This window comes from Pasteurella multocida, assembly GCF_900187275.1.
Taxonomy (GTDB): Bacteria; Pseudomonadota; Gammaproteobacteria; order Enterobacterales; family Pasteurellaceae; genus Pasteurella; species Pasteurella multocida.
Map to the genome: position 1 here is coordinate 1,570,958 of NZ_LT906458.1, position 18,647 is coordinate 1,589,604.

The window sequence follows — 18,647 nt, forward strand, 5'->3', positions numbered from 1 at the left end:
ATTAGTTCCCCTGTTTGACTTGAGTACATTTCTCTAACCATGCTTGACGGCTGATCTTGTTATCTTGATAATATTGCTCAAGATGTCGCCAGTAAAGATTAACATATTGTGTTAAGTTTGCTTTTCCACTACTGCTAACGATAGCATTCGTACGTGAAACCTGTGTTTCAATTGTTTGTTTATTATACGTTGTTGAGCTTGCCACGATTGTATCAGCATAATACTTCAACACAAAATCCCGTGCGTTTTCTGATTCTGCTAACCGATTTTTGGCATTCGTTTCTTTTTCACTGTTGGGATAAAGTGCGGTCATTGCCTCGAGAATTTTCTTATTTTGCTCCACTTCGCCTTGTAAATCTGACACGTTGGCACACAAAAATGCCCCCAATTGTAAGGCAGAACGCACGGCAGAATCCCGTTGTTCATCACGTTCTAAATTCGCCGCACGCAATTGCTCTTTAGTGTTATTGAGCTCTTGTTTTAATTTTTCATCTACCGTGTTATTTGCCAGTTCTTCTAGCTTATCCACAATCTTGCTATTTTCCCCTTTTTCAGGTTGTTGATGATCTTTGCCCAATGCCTCCCACGCTTTTTCAACGGATTTAATACGCTCACTGGACGTGAGTAACGGTGCGGCAATCACCACACGGAAGCCCACATCTTTGGCTTTTTTTGCGCCTTGTTGGTCATAAAAAGGCATTTCTAAGCGTAAGACATTATTCACATCAGCTTCTGATTTTAAATAGCTGCCCCCCCGAACAATTACGCCCCCTTCTTGACCATGGTAGCGGCTTAATTTATTCATTTTGAAACTGTCAAACATCATTTCACTGGCATTGCCTAAAGTATCAAATAGCCCTAATGGATTCGGTTTTAAACGCCCAATCACTTGCAGGCGACCATTCGCCGATTTGGCATTATTAAACCAAGCATAATTGACTAAGCCGTCTTGCATTGGGAAAGTATTTTCACGAAATTCCGATGGTGTCACGGCAACACCACCACGAGAAGCAAATTCCCATTCCACGTTGGTCGGTAAACGCACAAAGCCTGCGACCCCATCTTCTGTCGGTAACGCGCCTTTCGCCTGTTTCAGTAACCATTCATTGTATTTCTGCGTAAACGTCATGGCATCAAACCAAGTGATATTGGTCATCGGCAACAATCCCTTTAGTGTGGGCGTATTACATTTTTCCGTCATCACCGCTTGATACTGTGCTTCGGTCACTTCATATTTCGCCATCAAAAAGAAACGCTCTTTGTCTTTATCGGCAAATCCACCCGCAATATAGTTTGGGGTGGCATATTCTGCATAACCATCTTGTTCACGATTTCCCCCTAATGTCACTAAGGTGTCTTCTAAAGGTTGTTGCGTATTGGTTCTCACCACGCGAAACACCATATTTCCCTCACAGGGCAACGGCAAAATGACATCATTCTCTAACGGCTGAGGGTTATAAAATTTCTCTTCCCAAGCGGCTTGTGTTGCACTACTCACCACACACAAGCTCAATAAGGTATATACATATTTACACATCTCGTAAACTCTCCGCGGGCTGAATCCGAATGGCTCGTATTGCACCAATAGCAGCGACGATCGCCGATAAAATAAAAGCAATCATAAACGCAAACACTAAATGCAATGGCTGCAAATGACTAATAAAAGGCGTATCCGCCAAATTGTTGGTTAAAATATGGTTAAACAATTGGCTTCCCACAACAAAAAATAAGTAAGACATCAAAAAAGCCACACTGCTTAAAATCACTGCTTGTAAAATCAAAAAGCCCATCACGCCAATTGATTGAAATCCGAGCAAGCGTAGGACGGCAATTTCTTTTCTTTTGCGATCAATATTGGCTAAAAATGCCCCCACCAAAGACAGAATACAGCCCATAATCGAGGTGACGGCAATAACAAGAAAAATCACATTTAAAACGGCATCAATCGCTTTGACATTTTCAATGGCTTTAGCTTCTGTGCGTGTATCGATATTTTTCGCACGTAATTTCAACGCCAACAACGCCACATCATCTAACTGTTTGGCATAAATACGCGCTCTCGCAAAGGTCTCTCTTGCCTGCTCTCTCACTTGCCCTGACATAGCAGGAAAGACGTCTGTTTGAAAACCATCACGAAAATCCTCAATGCCCACTACAGTTTCCAAATCCACAAAGGCAGCCGGGCGTGAGAAACGAGTTTCTGGTAGGATATTTTCCACAATCAGTTCGAGGTGCCCTTTTTCCGTCAACCCCGCATAGTTTCGCGTTGCCAGTAAGGTAATCTTATCTCCCGATCTCACTTGTAATTTTTCAGCCGCTAAGGCCGTTAATACCGCCGCTTTTTTTTGTTGAAGCTGAAGCGGGGCTAAAATAGGGTCATTGGGTGCGGTAGGTAAGAGTTCCACATCAGACACAAAATGGCGAGTATCACTACGCAAGTCAACAATCGTATTCAGTGAACGGGTTAAGGGGATCACGAACTGCGTTTCAGGTTGCTGTTGTAGCCAAGCAAACCATTCTGAAGATAAATTCAAATTACCCACGATTTTGATTTCTAAGTGGCGGGGATCATTCATCAGCTGTGCACGTAATTGGGAAACCACGCCATATTTTAAGCTGAATAAAAGCAACAAGGGCGCAATCACGGCAATCAAGGAAGCAATAATACAAAACGACACATTGCGATCATAGCGGAGATCACGCCATGCTAATTGGCTTAATAAGTGGATTTTTTTCCCAAAAGAGATTGCTTGCATATTCATTCTCTCAGCCGATGTCGGTAAAAATTGCGTGTTGTGGGGACAGTAAATTGGCACTTAAGGCTCGCAGCTGCTTACGTTTCACCAATTCCCAGTCATGAGTAACCAATAACACAGAAATATTCTGTTGTGCTACCAGATCTAAAATCAAACTAAACAACACGTCAGCATGATGAGGATCTAACGCAGAAGTAGGTTCATCTGCCAATAAAACTAAGGGTTTATGTGCAACCGCGCGAATAAAAGCGACACGTTGACGCTCCCCAATCGACAGTTGTTTCGGGTACTTTGTTAAAAGATGTCCAATATTCAATTCTTGGCACAAGAAGGCAACCCATTGCTGATCGACGTAGCTCTGCAATAACGCGTTCGGCAATTCAATATTTTGTGCAACAGTTAAAAAGGGCAGTAATCCGCCATTTTGTAGCATAAACCCGAGTTTCTCTGCGCGAATTTGAGCCAACGCGGGTTGGTTTTGCTGTTGAATCAGACGATGAATGTCCAACAGTGCTCCTTGCTTGCCCAATTGAAAACCGCTTAGCTGCTCAGGCTGAAGAATCAGACCGATCATTTCCAATAGGGTGCTTTTGCCACAACCACTTGTGCCTTGAATCGCCAAGACGTCTCCATCCGCGAGATGCAGTGTCGGTAAAGACACGGTGAAACGTTGTTCCCCTTTTCCTCGTGTCACAGACATATTTTCAATACAAAGCACAATCTCACCCTTTGTTTGTTATGGTAAGGCTTCTAAAGGCACGGGATAAACAAAATCACGTGGATCACTGCCTTCTGATAAAGAGATCCAACGACTTTGATCTTCATTAAAGACACGATAATGACGTAATTTACTGTGTAGTTCACGAATGAACTTTTCTTGTTCCTGTACGCTCATGCCTTTCCAAGTGTCCTCATCAATAGATGTCACTTGGCTTTTATAAGGAATATTGTCAAGATACTCCCCTAATAAGCCTAAATCCGCGATCTTAGTTGCACTTTCTGCCTTAATTTTACTTGGATCTTGTCCCATTGCCGCAGCCACAGAACGTAGCTGTGCAAACATATCATTGGGTGAAATTAAGCCTTCATTGGCGGCATCAGCGATCTTTTTCACCACATCACTCAAGTCACTTAATTGTGATTTGGTCAATAACACACGTGCTTCAGCCGTCGGGACAGTTGGTTTGGCAAAATCTTTATCACTGATCCACGCTTTAAACACTGGTGGCGCTTTTGTTCCTTTCTCGCCGCCTAAATAGGCAAGTTGCATTGCACGCCCTAACAACATGGCATCTTGCTCAATTTCAGAGGTCGGCGCTGGCGCAGATTTTTTCTCTTTTTCGACCGCACTTAATGCACTGCCTGCCGCCATTTCACCACGATAAGCCAATTTCACTTGTGCCGTGAGGGCTTTCGCTAAGGTGCTAATTTTCTCACCAAACTCATTTACATCACCGGCATTCACTGGATAATACAGCGCTTTATTTAAATAATGATTAAAGGCTAAATCGGTATATTGTGCTTGCGCTTGTTCGTGATTCTTCGCGCCAGAAGGCGTTTTTAAATGTAAGGCATAAATCGCCACACCACGATGTTGGGCTTCTAAGCGTAATTGTTTAGCATCTAATCCTGTGGTGGAAATCGGATTATCGCCTTCAATCGCCCCCGCATCAGTAATCAAGACCATATAACGTGCGCCAAACTGGTTCCATTGAATTTCATTCAGTGCTTGGTTAATCCCCGCATACGCATCTTCACTAAATTCTTTACTCGACACTTTGGCTTGTTTTAATGAGGCGACTTTTTGCATAAAGTCTTTCCCGTCTTTCACGGTAGTCGGATCTACAAACATTTTTGAAGTATATTCCAACCCTTTAACCGCTTTAGTACTGGAACGGAATGCCACCAAGCCGAACTTCACTTGTTCGCCTAAATTCTCTTTTTCAATTTGATCGTACACTTGTTTGATCGCTTCTCGCGTCCGATTAATATAAGGATCCATCGAAATCGTCGAGTCAATCACAAACACCACTGCGGCACGAAAACCCGTCACTTCTTGTGGATTATCCGCCGTCGCCGTTTTTTTCGCATCCGATGACACGGTCTTTGTGCTGGTATCAGTACGCGTCGGCGATGTGGTTAATGTTCCTTCTTGTTTACTAACTGAGGCGACTTCTAAAGCACGCTCATAAAACCCTTTGGCATTCATCACTTCTTCGCCTTGTAAAATCGGTAGCAAATAGAAGTTTTTCTGAAAATCAACAAATTCACTTGGCTCTTGTGCTAACACCGCAGGATGCGCTTTATTTGCAGTCAATGCCTGACGTATTGGATTGACCACTTGTACAGGATCTTCGGCATTAATCACTTGATCTAACGCGCTTCGGTCTTTAAAAAAGAGTAAAGGATCACGTTCTGCGGGATTAGTAAACACCAGTGTCATTTGCATCTGCCAAGGCACTGCACAGCTTTCATCAAGCCAGCCCACTGTTTTACCAAACGTATCGGGACCCACTTGCACCAAGCTTTTCCCCGCCTGATTTTCACGTTTATACACGTAGTAACGAGAAAACGCGGGAATTTTTTTCCCCGATGTTGCCTGTTGATTGTCTAACAGCTCACAACTGGGTGTACTCAATACACGTTGATAAAGGGTGGTTTTCCCTTCTTGCAATAGCGGCTTTTGCTCCGCCTGTGCATGCAAACTCAAAGGCAGTAAGCCACATAACACATAAAGGGGCAGCAAATTCAATCTTGTCATACGTTCCTCTCAATATTCAGCACTCAGTCTGCCAGTCGATCTATTTTTTTAATTCCGCTAAGGCTTTTTTCGCGGCGTCATTATTCGGATCAATCGACAATGCGGTTTCATACCAATAGATCGCATTCTCTTTATCTAATGCAAAACAAGGACTGCCTGTCACATATTCTTTGGCATAAGCAACTGCCAATTCCACATTGCCACTTTGCGCTTGATGTGCGTATAAACGTTGTGCAATGCTACATTTATTGGCTGCTTTTGCCTCCGCAATAGTGTCTAACAAGCGTTGATTATTTGGTTTTGTTTTTAAGCAAGATTGAATAAACGCCAGTTCATCGCTACTGTTTGCGATACTGCATTCCGCCGTGACTGGTGGTGCCGTTTTATCAGATTGATGAGCAAAGAAGAAATACGCGACTGCCGCCCCAATCCCTAAGAGTAACACCAATAAGCCAATGAGTAGTCCTGTCTTACTTTTTTTCGGTTCTACCGGTGTTGGCGCCATGTCCACTGTTGGTTCATGACTTAACGGTATTTCTGGGACATCTTCAATCGGCGTTTCCACCGTTGGTGTTTCAACAACTTCAACCGCTTCAACCAGAGAAGGTGCCTCTTCCACTTGTACCGGAGGTGTCATTTCTCTCACATCACTTTCACGTGATGAATCACCACCAGCAGAAGAGGCTAAGATATTACCAATTAAACTCAATGGACCACTGTCTTCCACTTGACCATCGCGTACTTGTAATAAAAAGCGGACATTGCCACTTTGGCGGATTAATCCGTCAACAAGCCAAGGACCAATTCGTCCTTGTAACGCATCGCCCACTACATTCAGTTCGGTAGTTTTATGCCAAACCGGTTCCGGCGTCCATTTATCCTCACCCGCAAAATAATGACTATCTTGATTACGTTGAACGGCAAGTTCCACTTCATGACTGCCTTTCCATTTACGTGCACTCAATTGTGCATAGCCCGGGCTATCTTCTCTTAATTCAATTCGTAACACCGTCAATTCCTCTTCTTGTTATTCTGTCAGTTGTGCGGCACGGAAAGCGCGTAACACATTCCCTAACTGTGCATTTTGTGCCGCATTTATTTCACGTCCAGCACTATGTCCTGCATTATTTACGGCAAAATGCCCAAATGCCACAAGCCAATCTAGACGATAATTATCATCATAATTGCTGGTATGATCATTCAATTTTGGTAAGCCGTTATGTTGCTCAACGGGACGTTGTTCAAAAATCATTTGCCCCGCCAACACTCTGCTGGCTGGACGTTGTTCTAGTGCTATGTCTGAATAGCCTAACCAAGCAATAAAATCAGCAATAGCGGTATTCATAGTAAAGACTTGTCGCTCAGCCAATTGATCACGTTTGCTCCCGCTACGTTCATTACGTAACGCGATTTTTGACAATTGCTCTTGCAATTTTAATCTTGTCGCACCTGTCACCAATTCATTGACAACATTTTCGACATTATCTACTGACACGCCCAAATATTGCATTAAACGGTGATCAGCGGTTAAATTGCGTAAATGGCTGACCCACGCCTTGAACACGGCTTGCGCAAAGCGTGATTCTTCCACTTTTTCAATACGTTGTGGCGTGGTCGTGGTAACTGGGGCTGGATCACTAAATAAATCGAACTCTTCTGCCGGTGAATAGGTTTGTTCAACCTCTTCTTCGCCTAATATGTCATCTAAATCAGAGAAATACAGCGAGCGTATTGTTTCTTCCGGTAACTGCAGATGACGCAATAATTCGCCCATACAAAGAGAACGTGGATTTTGTGGATGTAATTCTTTTGCGAGCGCATTGGCTAATTGTCGTTTTTTCGCCACTTCTTCTTCGCCATCACTTTGATACCAGCTCGCAAAACGATTCTCGACAAAGTGGTGAATCCGTTCGTTCAATTGCTCGGTTAAACGATGGGCTTTCACTTCAGGTAGGGCGATGGTTTCTAAATACTGGCTAATGCGTTTCATCCCACCATCATTCAGTAATAACATCGCATCCCAAGCTTCTTCTGGTTGAGCAATATGTTTGCGAATATCGGGATCTTGACAAAACGTGCGTTTTAACAAGGAAAGTTGTGCAGTTTCACTCTGATTGATACTGACTTCGTTTTCCCCTTCGACATTTAAGAAAGGGACTTTAAAGCCGGGTTTACGTACCAAGAAAACATTATCAAACGGGTTGCCATTTGCCCAATTATTAAACCAGTCATAATTGCCAAAACGTTCTAAAATAGTTTGTTTTAATAAACCACCCGAACCCCAAGAAATTTTTAATAATTCTTCCTCTTTGGTTAAATCCTGACTAATACGCATATCAAACATCGTAATCGCCTATAATAAGCCCGGTTTACGTTCCGCGCGTTGTTCTGGACTCTCGCCTTGTGTTTTATGGATCCAACGCTCAAGCACAGGACCGACACTATTGACATCAGATTGTTTGGTTGATGGCGTACACACAATCAAGATGTTCATTTCTTGACTGTCTGTATAACGTTCAAATAAATACGCCACTTTACCGCGCAAGATCAACTGAGATACTGGATTACCCTCTTTCACTTCTGCTAAGGACGTAATTGCCAAGCGTCCACGATACCCCGGGAAATCCAATAAATCGACACGCTCAACCGCAGGCACACGCGTTGGATTCATCAAGGGGAAAACTAACTCCGCGGTCAGTGCGGTTAATTCCGCTAACGAAATTGTAACCGCTCCTCCGACCTCTTCACCCTGTGCGGGACGCACATCAATTTGCTCATCACGCGCGGTACCTAAGCGCTCTAGCATATCCACGTTCATAATACTGTCCGCTTGAGATAAGCCCCCTTCAGGAGTTTCTTTCACTACGGCACTAAGCGGCGCATACACACGTTCAGGGTGACCTAAACGTGCTAAAGAATGAGCGAATTGAATATAAATATCGGTCAGCTCTTGAATTTCACCCCAAAGAATCGAGAATAACGTGGCACGTTCTTGGATCGCTAAATAAGGTGCAAGTGCGGTCGCATTTGCCCAATAATTGCCTTGTAACACTGATAACGACTTGCCAAAACTGTCTTGGGCGTAATCTTGCAAATCGACTACATCATCTTGATTAACACCTGACACTAAATTCGCCGAAACTCGCCCACTTAAGCTTTTCACTAATTGATTAATACGCGATTGCGTAATTTCGTATTCCACCCGTTCTTTATCAAAGTCATTGAAATAGGCATTCACCAGAATTTTTGCCACTTCAATTTCACTGAATAAACGCAGTTCTAAAGGATAGCCTGCTACCCCTTTGGTTTCTTTACGGGTAAAACGGGTCACTAGCCCTGTTGCTTCTTTTCCGCCACCCGGTGGGTTGATATGTTTAATAAAATCCAGTTTTTGCCCATCAAATAAGGTTTCCAATTTACCCCGTTCATCCGCCGCCAAGGCAGAAATTAAAAAGGATTTACCCGCTTGGGATAAGCCAAAGAAACCCGCTGTAATCGGCTTATCCGACACCGCGCCTAAACGTTTTGCGGTGTTACGCAAACGGCGCAGTTCTAAAATTAAACTGTCGGCTTCATTATTTAACCGGACAACATTCGGGCGCACATCATCAATCCAATCAATTGCTGATTGTGATGCAGTAAAGACCTCATTCCATGATTGCACTAATTGTTTTGCTGTATTACTCATTATATCTCCCGTTTAATGCTGCCCGTATCTAACCAGTAAAGGCTGTCTTTTAAGCCGGCATCTGTCATGGTATTCAAACTCAATTTGATTTGTGGCTCACCCAGATCATTACGTCTTAAGCGGATTTTTTTCACTTTGCCATCTAAGGTTTTTAACTCGGCATTGGCGATTTCAAAATGTTCAATGCGTTCTTTTTGTTTTGACGCTAAACCTAATGCTTTCTTAATACGCAAAGTGATATCCAACACCCCACCATTTGCTAACTCACGATTTAGCGCGTCATCTTCAATCGTCAAAATATACAGTGGTGTGGCGCTCCAACGCTCTACATTCAATTGACGGAAGCCTAAACGGGCTAACCCACGCGCTTCAAAATGGGTATCAGGTAATTCATAATCCGGGTTATCCAGATCAATATCACGATAGTAAATATTACTGTCTTTAATCACGTTATTGTTATCCAGTAACCCAATGTATTTGACGGTTGAATAGGCGACCAATGCCGTGGCACGCAAATAGAAGTTCGGTAGGCGCTGATGAGTACTTAAAAAACACAGCATTGCACCGACAGACGCTGTGGTTTTAGGATCATCAATACGACCCTGTTTGTGGAAAGGATACCAGTTACCGGTACGGTAATTATGTAAAGGCAAAATACGCCCTACCGGCAGTGGTAAACGCGAGCGGAAAAAGGCTTGTACACCAGGTAAACGCGAAGGACGTCCCGTCAATAACAGGACATCACATTGATAGCAATTAATCACTTCGCATAACGCGTTAAAGGTTTTACAAATATCGTAATAATCGCCACGCACAAAGCGGTTATGAATCTCACGTAAATTCACCTCAAGCGGTAAATCTAAAATACTAAAATGCGGATCATTTAATTCTCGTCTAATCGGTTCATTAATGTAATCTAAGACGTTTTCTGTTGGTGCTTCCACCTCACTTAACAAACTCGAAAAGCGCAGATCCGTTAAACTGGCTTCGCTGTAATAAGGATCAAAATTCTCATACTCTTTTAAAACACGTAACCCAATAGGCATAAAGACTTGAAGGGTTAATTGCTGACGCAATAATTTATCCTGTACTGAGCGCTCTTCTGAACCAATTAATTTAGATAAAATGGAATCAGGCTCACGCATGCCTTTTTCTTTTAAACCTTTGGCAAGAGAATTCACCACCACATCGCGAATCATATCAAGTAAAATATCATCCCCCGCCACTTTGAAACCATCACGGAAACGTTGGGTCGGGACGATATGTGCGTTACTGCCGCCTGTAGCGTAATTCCCCCCATAATCTAAAGCATAATCATTGATCACTAAGTCTGTAGTTCCGCCACCAATATCTACTGTCGCAATGGTAATTTTGCCTTTTTCTGGGTTATCGCTACGTCTTAATGCTTCAATAAATTCTTCTGGACGACCGCCATAATTATTCTGGGTTTCATTAAAGAAATACACCACTTGCCCGCAGGTTGCTTCATCCCATTGAATTACCACTTCAGGCAACATTGGCCAATAACTTTCACGACTGTCTTTCGAGTCAAAATTGAGATCTTCATCGCTTTTATCCCAACCTAAACTTTTCCAAACGAGTCCAATCGCTTGATACACGCTGTTACGGAAAATTTCACGTTCAGGTTTCGGCATCGCTGGAGGCACCGTCAGAATGATCGAACGTAAATAACGCGGTGTACGAGAATGCTCTAACTTAGCACGTTGTGTCGGGCTATTAATTTGAATTAAGGCATGCATCAAGACTTCAGATAACATAAATGTCATCAATGAACTGCGTGAATATTTCGGGTGGAAAACCGGAATTTTACGCTCAAATTCGTCATCAATATTGTCATCTAGAATATGTAGCGCTTCGCCATATTCATTAATTAAGCCAGACAACGGTTCTGCGGTGGCGTGAGGTTCATGATCGGTTTTCACATACGCACTATTAAAGCGCCAACCTTGTCCATACTGCTCCGTGTCCCAAAGATAGCGTTTAGGGCTAGATAAACCCGTAGCACCTTCGTTACCGTTACGACGGCTTGCCAAACGCGCCGCTTCTTTGCCCACTCGTCCAATCGTTGCCCACTGGAATGCATCACGACGTCCACTTTGGACCGAAAAATGTTCTTTACCAAAAAAGGCTTGAGCAAATTCCACGCGGCTTTCAAAAGGCTCGTTATACACCCGCTCTGGACTGCTTAAATCACGCAACTCCAATTCATAACGTTTCTTTAAACCGTCTTTTTCTTGTTTGTGATCTTCAATTAAAATGCCACACGTCCGCGAATTCCCTACATCTAACACCATATCCACCGGAATCGCTTCCACAATGTCATCCGCTTTTTTCGAGACCACCTTAATGTTTGGCATGGATAAGCAGGTGCCTAAGATCGCTAAAATGTTCAGATAATGAGCTTGATGATTTTTCAGCGTAATCGCATCGGACAATTCTTCAAAGTCGGTTAAGCGAATGCTATGCGCCTGCTCTTTGAAAATTTCTAACAGCCACTCATTCACCCATTTGAAATCTAAAAACCAGGACATCTGATTGGATTGGTGAGCGAAACCGAACACGACACCAGAACGTACATCCTCCTCTGTCGGCGCTAAATAAGCCACATTTTGGCTATTAGGAAAGACTTTCGTATCAAAAGCAAAGGTAATACGATGAGTATGACCTTCTTGATCTGGGTTCTCTAAACGAATAACACGCACACGCGCCCAGTTATAAGGACCTTCATCAAAACGATCAGGAGGCACAGTACGTAAAAAAGGAATCGGTAACCAGACGCCATCAAATAAGGTAAAGGAATGTTCTACACTGATATCTTGTTCAGGGGTTACAATCCGACCGGGTTGCGTGGGGTCATAATAGCCATCACGGACTTTATCTTCAATTAAACGACGTAACGGTCCATTCTCACCAGAAGAAATAAAGTAGCCGCTAGCAATGTCACGCCATTCCCTGTCTTTCCAATCAATCTTCAAACCAAAATCAATAAACTGAATACCGCTATTCATCACTAGCGATACTTCTTTACCTAAATAATGTAATTCTGGGAGCATTTTTATTCTCTCTTTTTCGTCAATTTAAGGGGTTTTCATGGACATTGGGAAACGTTGCCCTGAACCATATTCGCCTTCACAATCCGCCGATCCCGCTACATCGGGTTTACAATTAACACTCGGTAATTGATAGAATGAACCATCACTACAATTGGCAATACCGGTGTTTGCAATGCTTAAACTGCCACCACGCATCGCCGCGTTCACATCACCAACACATTGCACACCATCTCCACGTTCCACACGGACTTTTCCTTTTCCTTTTTCAAATTCATAGTTGAGACGAAGCGGTTTGCCCGTGGTTTTATCTTGAATTCCAGCGCCCGCATTCCATTTCCCATTGAGGAAATCCACATTACCTGTTTTGCTACTTTCTGCAGGAATCTGTAATAGCTTATTCGTCAAGGTTTGATCTTGTGCTGGATTTTGCGTTTCTGTCAGATCTTTCGTCGGATGAGCGACAGGATCTTCTTTCGCAGTTGGTGAGTTACGATCAGAATGAGAGGTCGGTTCATTTGCTTTTAACGGATCAAGTGTCTTATCTGCTGTATTCCCGTTCTCGGTCAAATTTGGCTGCATGGTTTTATCCGCGAGAGAAGAGTCTGTTGTTGCAACAGATTTGAGCTCAGTGTGTGCGACATCACCTGTCACTTTCCCGACTTTCTCAATAACTTTTGTGCCGGGTTCAGCAACAAAAGTGCGGTCACATTTTTCTAAATTTGCTGTCGTGGTTTTCGTTAAGCGTGTAATTAATGCCTTCTCTGTGACTGTCTGCCCATTGTCTTGATATACCCACTTATTTTGCGTAAAACGATACAAACGCCCGTCTAAACAAATCAGGCGTTCTGTTGCGCTCAACGATGTTTTTTCTACTGGCGTTGTTTTTTTGGCAAGATCAACATGCGTGGTGCCACAGCTACGCAAAAAGAACAGAGCAAGTAATCCCAAGAGTAAGAAGGGCAGTAACCATAATAACCAACGCCACCACGGTTTCTTTTCAACGACATTCGCAGGCTCAGGGGAAATTACAGGCGCCGCTGGTTCACGCACAACGGGTTTTAAACGTAAGAAAGGATGCCCATACGCTTCGGTATTTTTTTCTAGAAATCCCCAGAAAGTGATCACTGGGCGATTATTCACTAAATACACATAATCAGGATTAGGAAAACGTAAGGCTTTGAGATTCTCAGGATCATGAATATCCTCAGGATGTTGGTTACCGCACAACAAACGTGAAAAAAGTAAGAGATCACCTTGCAAATTATCACTCTTTTTCAAACTGAGCCCAAATTGCAACATTGCTTGCTCAAATTGACTCAATTCAGCAAAAGCTGCCGCGCGTTCTTCATCTGTAGCGGATGTCCAAGGAATAATCATATATTTACCGTCGGCACGATCAGATTCAAAAGGCACATACCAATCAATTTGGCTCCCCTGATCATTACGCTGTGGGATGGCTAAATAATTGGCAAAACGCTTACCTATTGTTTTGTCATTCGCATCCTTGACCCTAAACTTAATGGCATCACGCAATTGCGAAGCAACCGCATAAACGGGAGTTCCATCTTGTCCAAGTGCGGTGTAATTTTTCACATCACCGCTACGTAATAAAGCACTTAACATAGATTATCCTTGTTCAACCTGATCACAATAAATACAAAAACGTTATAAATATTGCACTACATTCACACGATTTTAATAAGCTTGCCGCAGAAATGCAAAGAATTTGTACTTTTTTACAGCACTAAGATTTGTATTGATATCAAGGATATAAAAAACAAAAATTGCACTTTCAAACTAACAACTTGACGGATAGCACAATTTTATTTTGCGAGAAATCCCACAAATTTGATAAAAAGCACTTGATACTGTTTATTCATACAGTTAATATACACGACAAATTCTGATGATGATTTTATTGAGGATTCAAACATGGCAACAAAAGAAGAAAAAAATAAAGCACTGGCAGCAGCACTTGGGCAGATTGAAAAACAATTTGGGAAAGGCTCTATTATGAAATTGGGCGATACCCAAGCCTTGGATGTTGAAGCCGTGTCAACAGGCTCATTAAGCCTCGACGTCGCACTTGGCATTGGCGGGTTACCAATGGGTCGTATTGTTGAAATTTTCGGGCCTGAATCTTCCGGTAAAACCACCTTAACCCTTTCTGTCATTGCGCAAGCACAAAAAGAAGGCAAAACCTGTGCCTTTATTGACGCAGAACACGCATTAGATCCAATTTATGCTGCCAAACTGGGCGTCAATGTGAATGAACTGTTAGTTTCCCAACCTGATAACGGTGAACAAGCACTCGAAATTTGCGATGCGTTAGTGCGTTCAGGTGCAGTAGATGTGATCATTGTGGACTCAGTCGCAGCATTAACCCCGAAAGCGGAAATTGAAGGAGAAATGGGTGACTCACACATGGGCTTACAAGCACGTTTGATGTCACAAGCATTACGTAAACTCACTGGACAAATCAAAAACTCAAATTGCTTAGTGGTCTTTATTAACCAAATCCGTATGAAAATTGGTGTTATGTTCGGTAACCCAGAAACCACAACAGGGGGTAATGCACTAAAATTCTATGCCTCTGTACGTTTAGATATTCGCCGTACGGGTGCGATTAAAGAAGGTGAAGAAGTGATCGGTAACGAAACCCGTGTCAAAGTGGTGAAAAACAAAGTGGCGGCACCATTCCGTCAAGTAGATTTCCAAATTCTTTACGGTCAAGGTATTTCTAAAACAGGCGAGCTCATCGAGTTAGGCGTAAAACACAAATTAGTGGATAAAGCAGGTGCATGGTACGCTTACAATGGTGAAAAAATCGGTCAAGGTAAAGCTAACGCGATGAAATGGTTAGAAGAGCATCCTGAAGAAGCATTGGCTTTAGAAACAAAATTACGCAATGAGTTACTCGCGAATCCAGAAAAAGTACTCGCGGCAGACATTGCGGAAAAAAATGAAAGCTCTACGGGCTTAGAAGCGGATTATTAATCTGTTTTTAGCGGTTTACTCGAAAAAAGTGCGGTGAGTTTTAACAAAATTTCACCGCACTTTTTGCTGAGTGATATCTAAACATTGTAAAGAAGCAGGTAACCATCGTATGTCTTCTCCCGCGTTAAATTATGTCGTTGGCTTATTAGCACGCCGTGAATACAGTGAGTTTGAACTTCGCTGTAAAATGCAAGAAAAAGGCTTTTCTGAACAAGAAATTGATGACACACTTGCCTTTTGCCAACAAAAAAACTGGCAAAATGATCGCCGTTTTACTGAAAACTATCTCACCTTTCGGGCACAGCGGGGTTATGGATTTGCCAGAATCAAACAAGAATTACAACAATTAAAAGGGATTTCCTCTACACTTATCAGTGAAACCGAACAAACATTGGCGCCAGATTGGCAGCACCATGCTTTAACCGTATTGAGAAAAAAATTCCCACAGTATGCCGAAATCACCGACTTAAAATTAAAACAAAAAGTCTGGCGTTATATGCTTTCACATGGTTTCAAGCCTGACCAATTTGCACATTATGTTGGGCATACAGAGTATGAAGAATAATCTCATCAAAATAAATAATATCGTTTCTAAAAAAATAGCCCTTCAATACTGAATTTGCAGTATGAAGGGCTACCTAATCTAGCAATCAACAAGTTTATTTACTTTCTAAAAGCACCGGCGGTTCTTCTGGTTGAGAATGTGTAAGTGAAGAAACTGCCATCGTTTCTTTTAAACTTTCCTCACGCACTTGCTGCGCTAAAGCATTTTCCCCTACTTGTTCGAATACATAGGCCGCCATATTGACATCAGTTGCTTCAAGTTGTGCTTTATTGGCAACGACATGTTTGAACGCTTGGCTAGCTTGGGTAAGATCATTATTACGCACATATAAATACCCCAAGGCGCGATAAATACAGCAATGCTCACCTTCTATGGCTTTATTTGCTCTTTTCTCCATCAGTTTAATTAACTTACTATTATCTTCCGGTTGCAAACGTGCAATTTGCGTACACAACAAACGATTTTCTGGGCTTTGATCTTCCACTTTCTTCAAAGCTTCCAGTGTCAATTCATAAGCAGTTTCATGGTCATTGCAATCAATTAAACGCTGAATTAATGCAATTTTAACTGAAAGATCATGACGACGTTTACGTGGCTGATCATTCCACCAAGTCAATAAGCCATCTACACCTTCTTCGTTCATTTTCTCATCTAATAAGCCATTTTCCACTTGACGTTGCAATTGGATAAAATCTTGCGCTGTATATAATCCCGCACTTTCAATTTGGTCAAGTATCTTATCTAGAGCTAAATACGCTTTTGATTTTAAATAAATGTCGACTGCTAGCTTGAGTACTTCTTTATTACGGTTCGTCATCACTAACAAACTATCAACCGAACTTCGTGCAGCAGGTAATTTTCCTTGTTGTAATAGAATTCGCGTTCTCGCTAACTCAACCATTAAATTATCGGACCCGGCTAACTCCGTTGCTTCTAACAAATAACGGTTAGCGGAAAATTCATCACCACGTTGTTGTGCCGCTTCTGCGGCAGTAATGAAGTTCAAGATCGGCTCTTCCGAATGTTTCGCATTTTTCCCGATTAATTTCTCTGCTTTTGAATAATCGCCCTCATTCATGCGCATCAACCCTTCGAGGGTTTGTTTTTGTGCTTTGGCACGTTTACGACGAGAAAACCAATGATAAGTATCGCTACTTAAACGACAAAAACGCGTCACAATAACTTCAATTCCATAAATTACTGCCATGGCGATCACAAAAAACACCACTAACATCGTAATGGACATTTCAATATTGTAGCTGTTCGTTTCAATCAAGACATAGCCTTGTTTACCCGATAAATACGGTCCTGCAATTAAGCCTGCTAGTAACACCAGCATTAAAAATAGCACTCTAAACATAATCTATTTCCTCTACTGTTGTTCTGTCGTCGAAGCGTCACTCGAAGGAGCACTCTCTGTTGTTTCCTCAACTAACGCCTTATCCACGGAAAGTTCGATCTTTTTAACATCTTGTGAAGGGCGATCCAGTAGTTTATCCAACGCATTTAAACTCTGTAATTGAGAAGGTACATCCACATAGATAGATTGCTCCGCTAATTCATCTAGTGTTTTCAAGAAATTCTGCGCCACTTCAGAGTTAGTATCAAAATAACTTCTGATCCAAGATGCTACAGTTTCTAGTGATTGTTTATACAATTCATCTTGTTGACGTGGTACCGCCATAATGGCAATTTGCAAACGTAATCGGATATTTTCACGTAAATAAATATCCTGATTCGGGGCTAATAGCACCTTATCACTCGTATTTCTTGGTGTAATGCGAATAAAGTGATTTAAGAAAGAAGTCGCGCTTTTTTCGGCGTTTTCTTTCCAATCATCCAACGAATCAGTAAGTTTTTCATTATTGTTCACCGCATCAAAATTCACATCTAATACAGTCAACTCATCAATAGTATTAGCCAGCTGTGATAAACGTTGCATGATCACATTCTGATCGACATTATTCACTGCAAGTAATTGTTTTAAATCATTATTGATCGCGGTCCTAACCATGCTAACACGCGGATCTGACATTTTTTCCAAAGTTTCATCCGCAATCTTGAGTAAGGAAACACCTGTATCCACATCGTTATCTAAAACTAACTTGCGTAATGCATTATTTAGTAAGAAATCTGCTTCTGATAATAACCAATCATTTGGCTGTTGTTGTTTCGCGGCAGCACTCATGCGGTTTACTTGATTTTGCAATGCAGAAAGAGAATGCTCTTTGCCTGCAAGCTCTTTTTCTAACTGTTGTAATTTTTCTTCATTATCACGTATGGAACGCATTAATTGGGCAATTTGCTGACGCTCTTGCTCAAACGTCGGAAGGTCCACTTTTGCGGGTGTGATATTGGCTGTTTGCTGTTCAAGAGCGCTGAGTTTATGTTGAATATGATCCACTTGTTGTAAACCAAAGTAATAACCTGCCGCACCAAGACCAAGCGCAACTAACAGCGCCAGTAACGCTAAACCAGTGCCACCACCTTTCTTCACCACAACTGTTTCGGCGGTGTTTTTTGATTCAGCACGCGCTTGCTTATCAGGTTCTTTTTTGACACTTTCTTTCATCTCATCTCGCATTTTGCCTGCATCCTTTTTCTCTGGCACCTCGTTTTTTGCGGTTTCCGTCTGCGTAGCAGGCGCATCTTGTGCAACCGCCTGTTCTTTTGGATCTACCGTGACTTTTCCACTGGTCTTTTTCTTATCGACTGTACTTCCCTCATTTTTTGGTACAGTACTGCTTTCAGAAGAGGTTATTTTATTTTCAGCCATAATACCCATTTCCTTTATGATCATTAGAAT

The 18,647-nt window shown here is 42.2% G+C and carries 11 protein-coding genes and 1 pseudogene; 2 read left to right on the forward strand and 10 right to left on the reverse strand.

Annotation, left to right across the window (positions count from 1 at the left end; all coding sequences use genetic code 11):
- Nucleotide 1 precedes the first annotated feature (1 nt).
- From CKV69_RS07215 to CKV69_RS07250, 8 genes and pseudogenes are all read right to left on the reverse strand, one after another.
- Nucleotides 2-1,537: a formylglycine-generating enzyme family protein gene (locus CKV69_RS07215; protein ID WP_014326424.1), complete on the reverse strand. Its 1,536-nt coding sequence runs from the start codon at nt 1,535-1,537 to the stop codon at nt 2-4.
- Nucleotides 1,530-2,756, reverse strand: a complete 1,227-nt coding sequence (locus CKV69_RS07220; protein WP_016504306.1) for an ABC transporter permease — start codon at nt 2,754-2,756, stop codon at nt 1,530-1,532. The genes CKV69_RS07215 and CKV69_RS07220 overlap by 8 nt, the downstream gene beginning before the upstream one ends.
- A gap of 10 nt (nt 2,757-2,766) precedes the next feature.
- Nucleotides 2,767-3,474, reverse strand: coding sequence for an ABC transporter ATP-binding protein (locus CKV69_RS07225; protein WP_014326426.1), 708 nt, complete (start codon nt 3,472-3,474; stop codon nt 2,767-2,769).
- Between the two features lie 18 nt (nt 3,475-3,492).
- Nucleotides 3,493-5,517: a vWA domain-containing protein gene (locus CKV69_RS07230; RefSeq protein WP_005752303.1), complete on the reverse strand. Its 2,025-nt coding sequence runs from the start codon at nt 5,515-5,517 to the stop codon at nt 3,493-3,495.
- A gap of 40 nt (nt 5,518-5,557) precedes the next feature.
- Nucleotides 5,558-6,526, reverse strand: coding sequence for a hypothetical protein (locus tag CKV69_RS07235; RefSeq protein WP_016504305.1), 969 nt, complete (start codon nt 6,524-6,526; stop codon nt 5,558-5,560).
- An 18-nt stretch (nt 6,527-6,544) separates the two neighbouring features.
- Nucleotides 6,545-9,205, reverse strand: a pseudogene (locus tag CKV69_RS07240) (putative virulence factor).
- Entirely contained in the window at nt 9,205-12,279 is a 3,075-nt protein-coding gene (locus CKV69_RS07245) for a virulence factor SrfB (protein ID WP_005755436.1), read from the reverse strand. The pseudogene CKV69_RS07240 and the gene CKV69_RS07245 overlap by 1 nt, the downstream one beginning before the upstream one ends.
- Before the next feature lie 24 nt (nt 12,280-12,303).
- Entirely contained in the window at nt 12,304-13,902 is a 1,599-nt protein-coding gene (locus CKV69_RS07250) for an SrfA family protein (protein ID WP_014326429.1), read from the reverse strand.
- 309 nt (nt 13,903-14,211) lie between these two features.
- Between CKV69_RS07250 and recA the strand changes: the two genes are divergently transcribed.
- Nucleotides 14,212-15,276 (forward strand): recombinase RecA, encoded by a 1,065-nt coding sequence (gene recA, locus CKV69_RS07255; protein WP_005724816.1) that lies wholly within the window; start codon nt 14,212-14,214, stop codon nt 15,274-15,276.
- Between the two features lie 109 nt (nt 15,277-15,385).
- Nucleotides 15,386-15,841 carry a recombination regulator RecX gene (recX, locus tag CKV69_RS07260; protein WP_014326430.1) on the forward strand — a complete coding sequence of 152 codons (456 nt, stop codon included), beginning with the start codon at nt 15,386-15,388 and terminating at the stop codon, nt 15,839-15,841.
- Between the two features lie 94 nt (nt 15,842-15,935).
- On the opposite strand, the gene CKV69_RS07265 is transcribed toward recX, so the two are convergent.
- Nucleotides 15,936-17,201, reverse strand: coding sequence for a heme biosynthesis protein HemY (locus tag CKV69_RS07265; RefSeq protein WP_014326431.1), 1,266 nt, complete (start codon nt 17,199-17,201; stop codon nt 15,936-15,938).
- A 12-nt stretch (nt 17,202-17,213) separates the two neighbouring features.
- The gene (locus tag CKV69_RS07270; protein WP_014326432.1) at nt 17,214-18,617 is read right to left on the reverse strand and encodes a uroporphyrinogen-III C-methyltransferase; all 1,404 of its coding nucleotides are present in this window, start codon (nt 18,615-18,617) and stop codon (nt 17,214-17,216) included.
- Nucleotides 18,618-18,647: the final 30 nt, after the last annotated feature.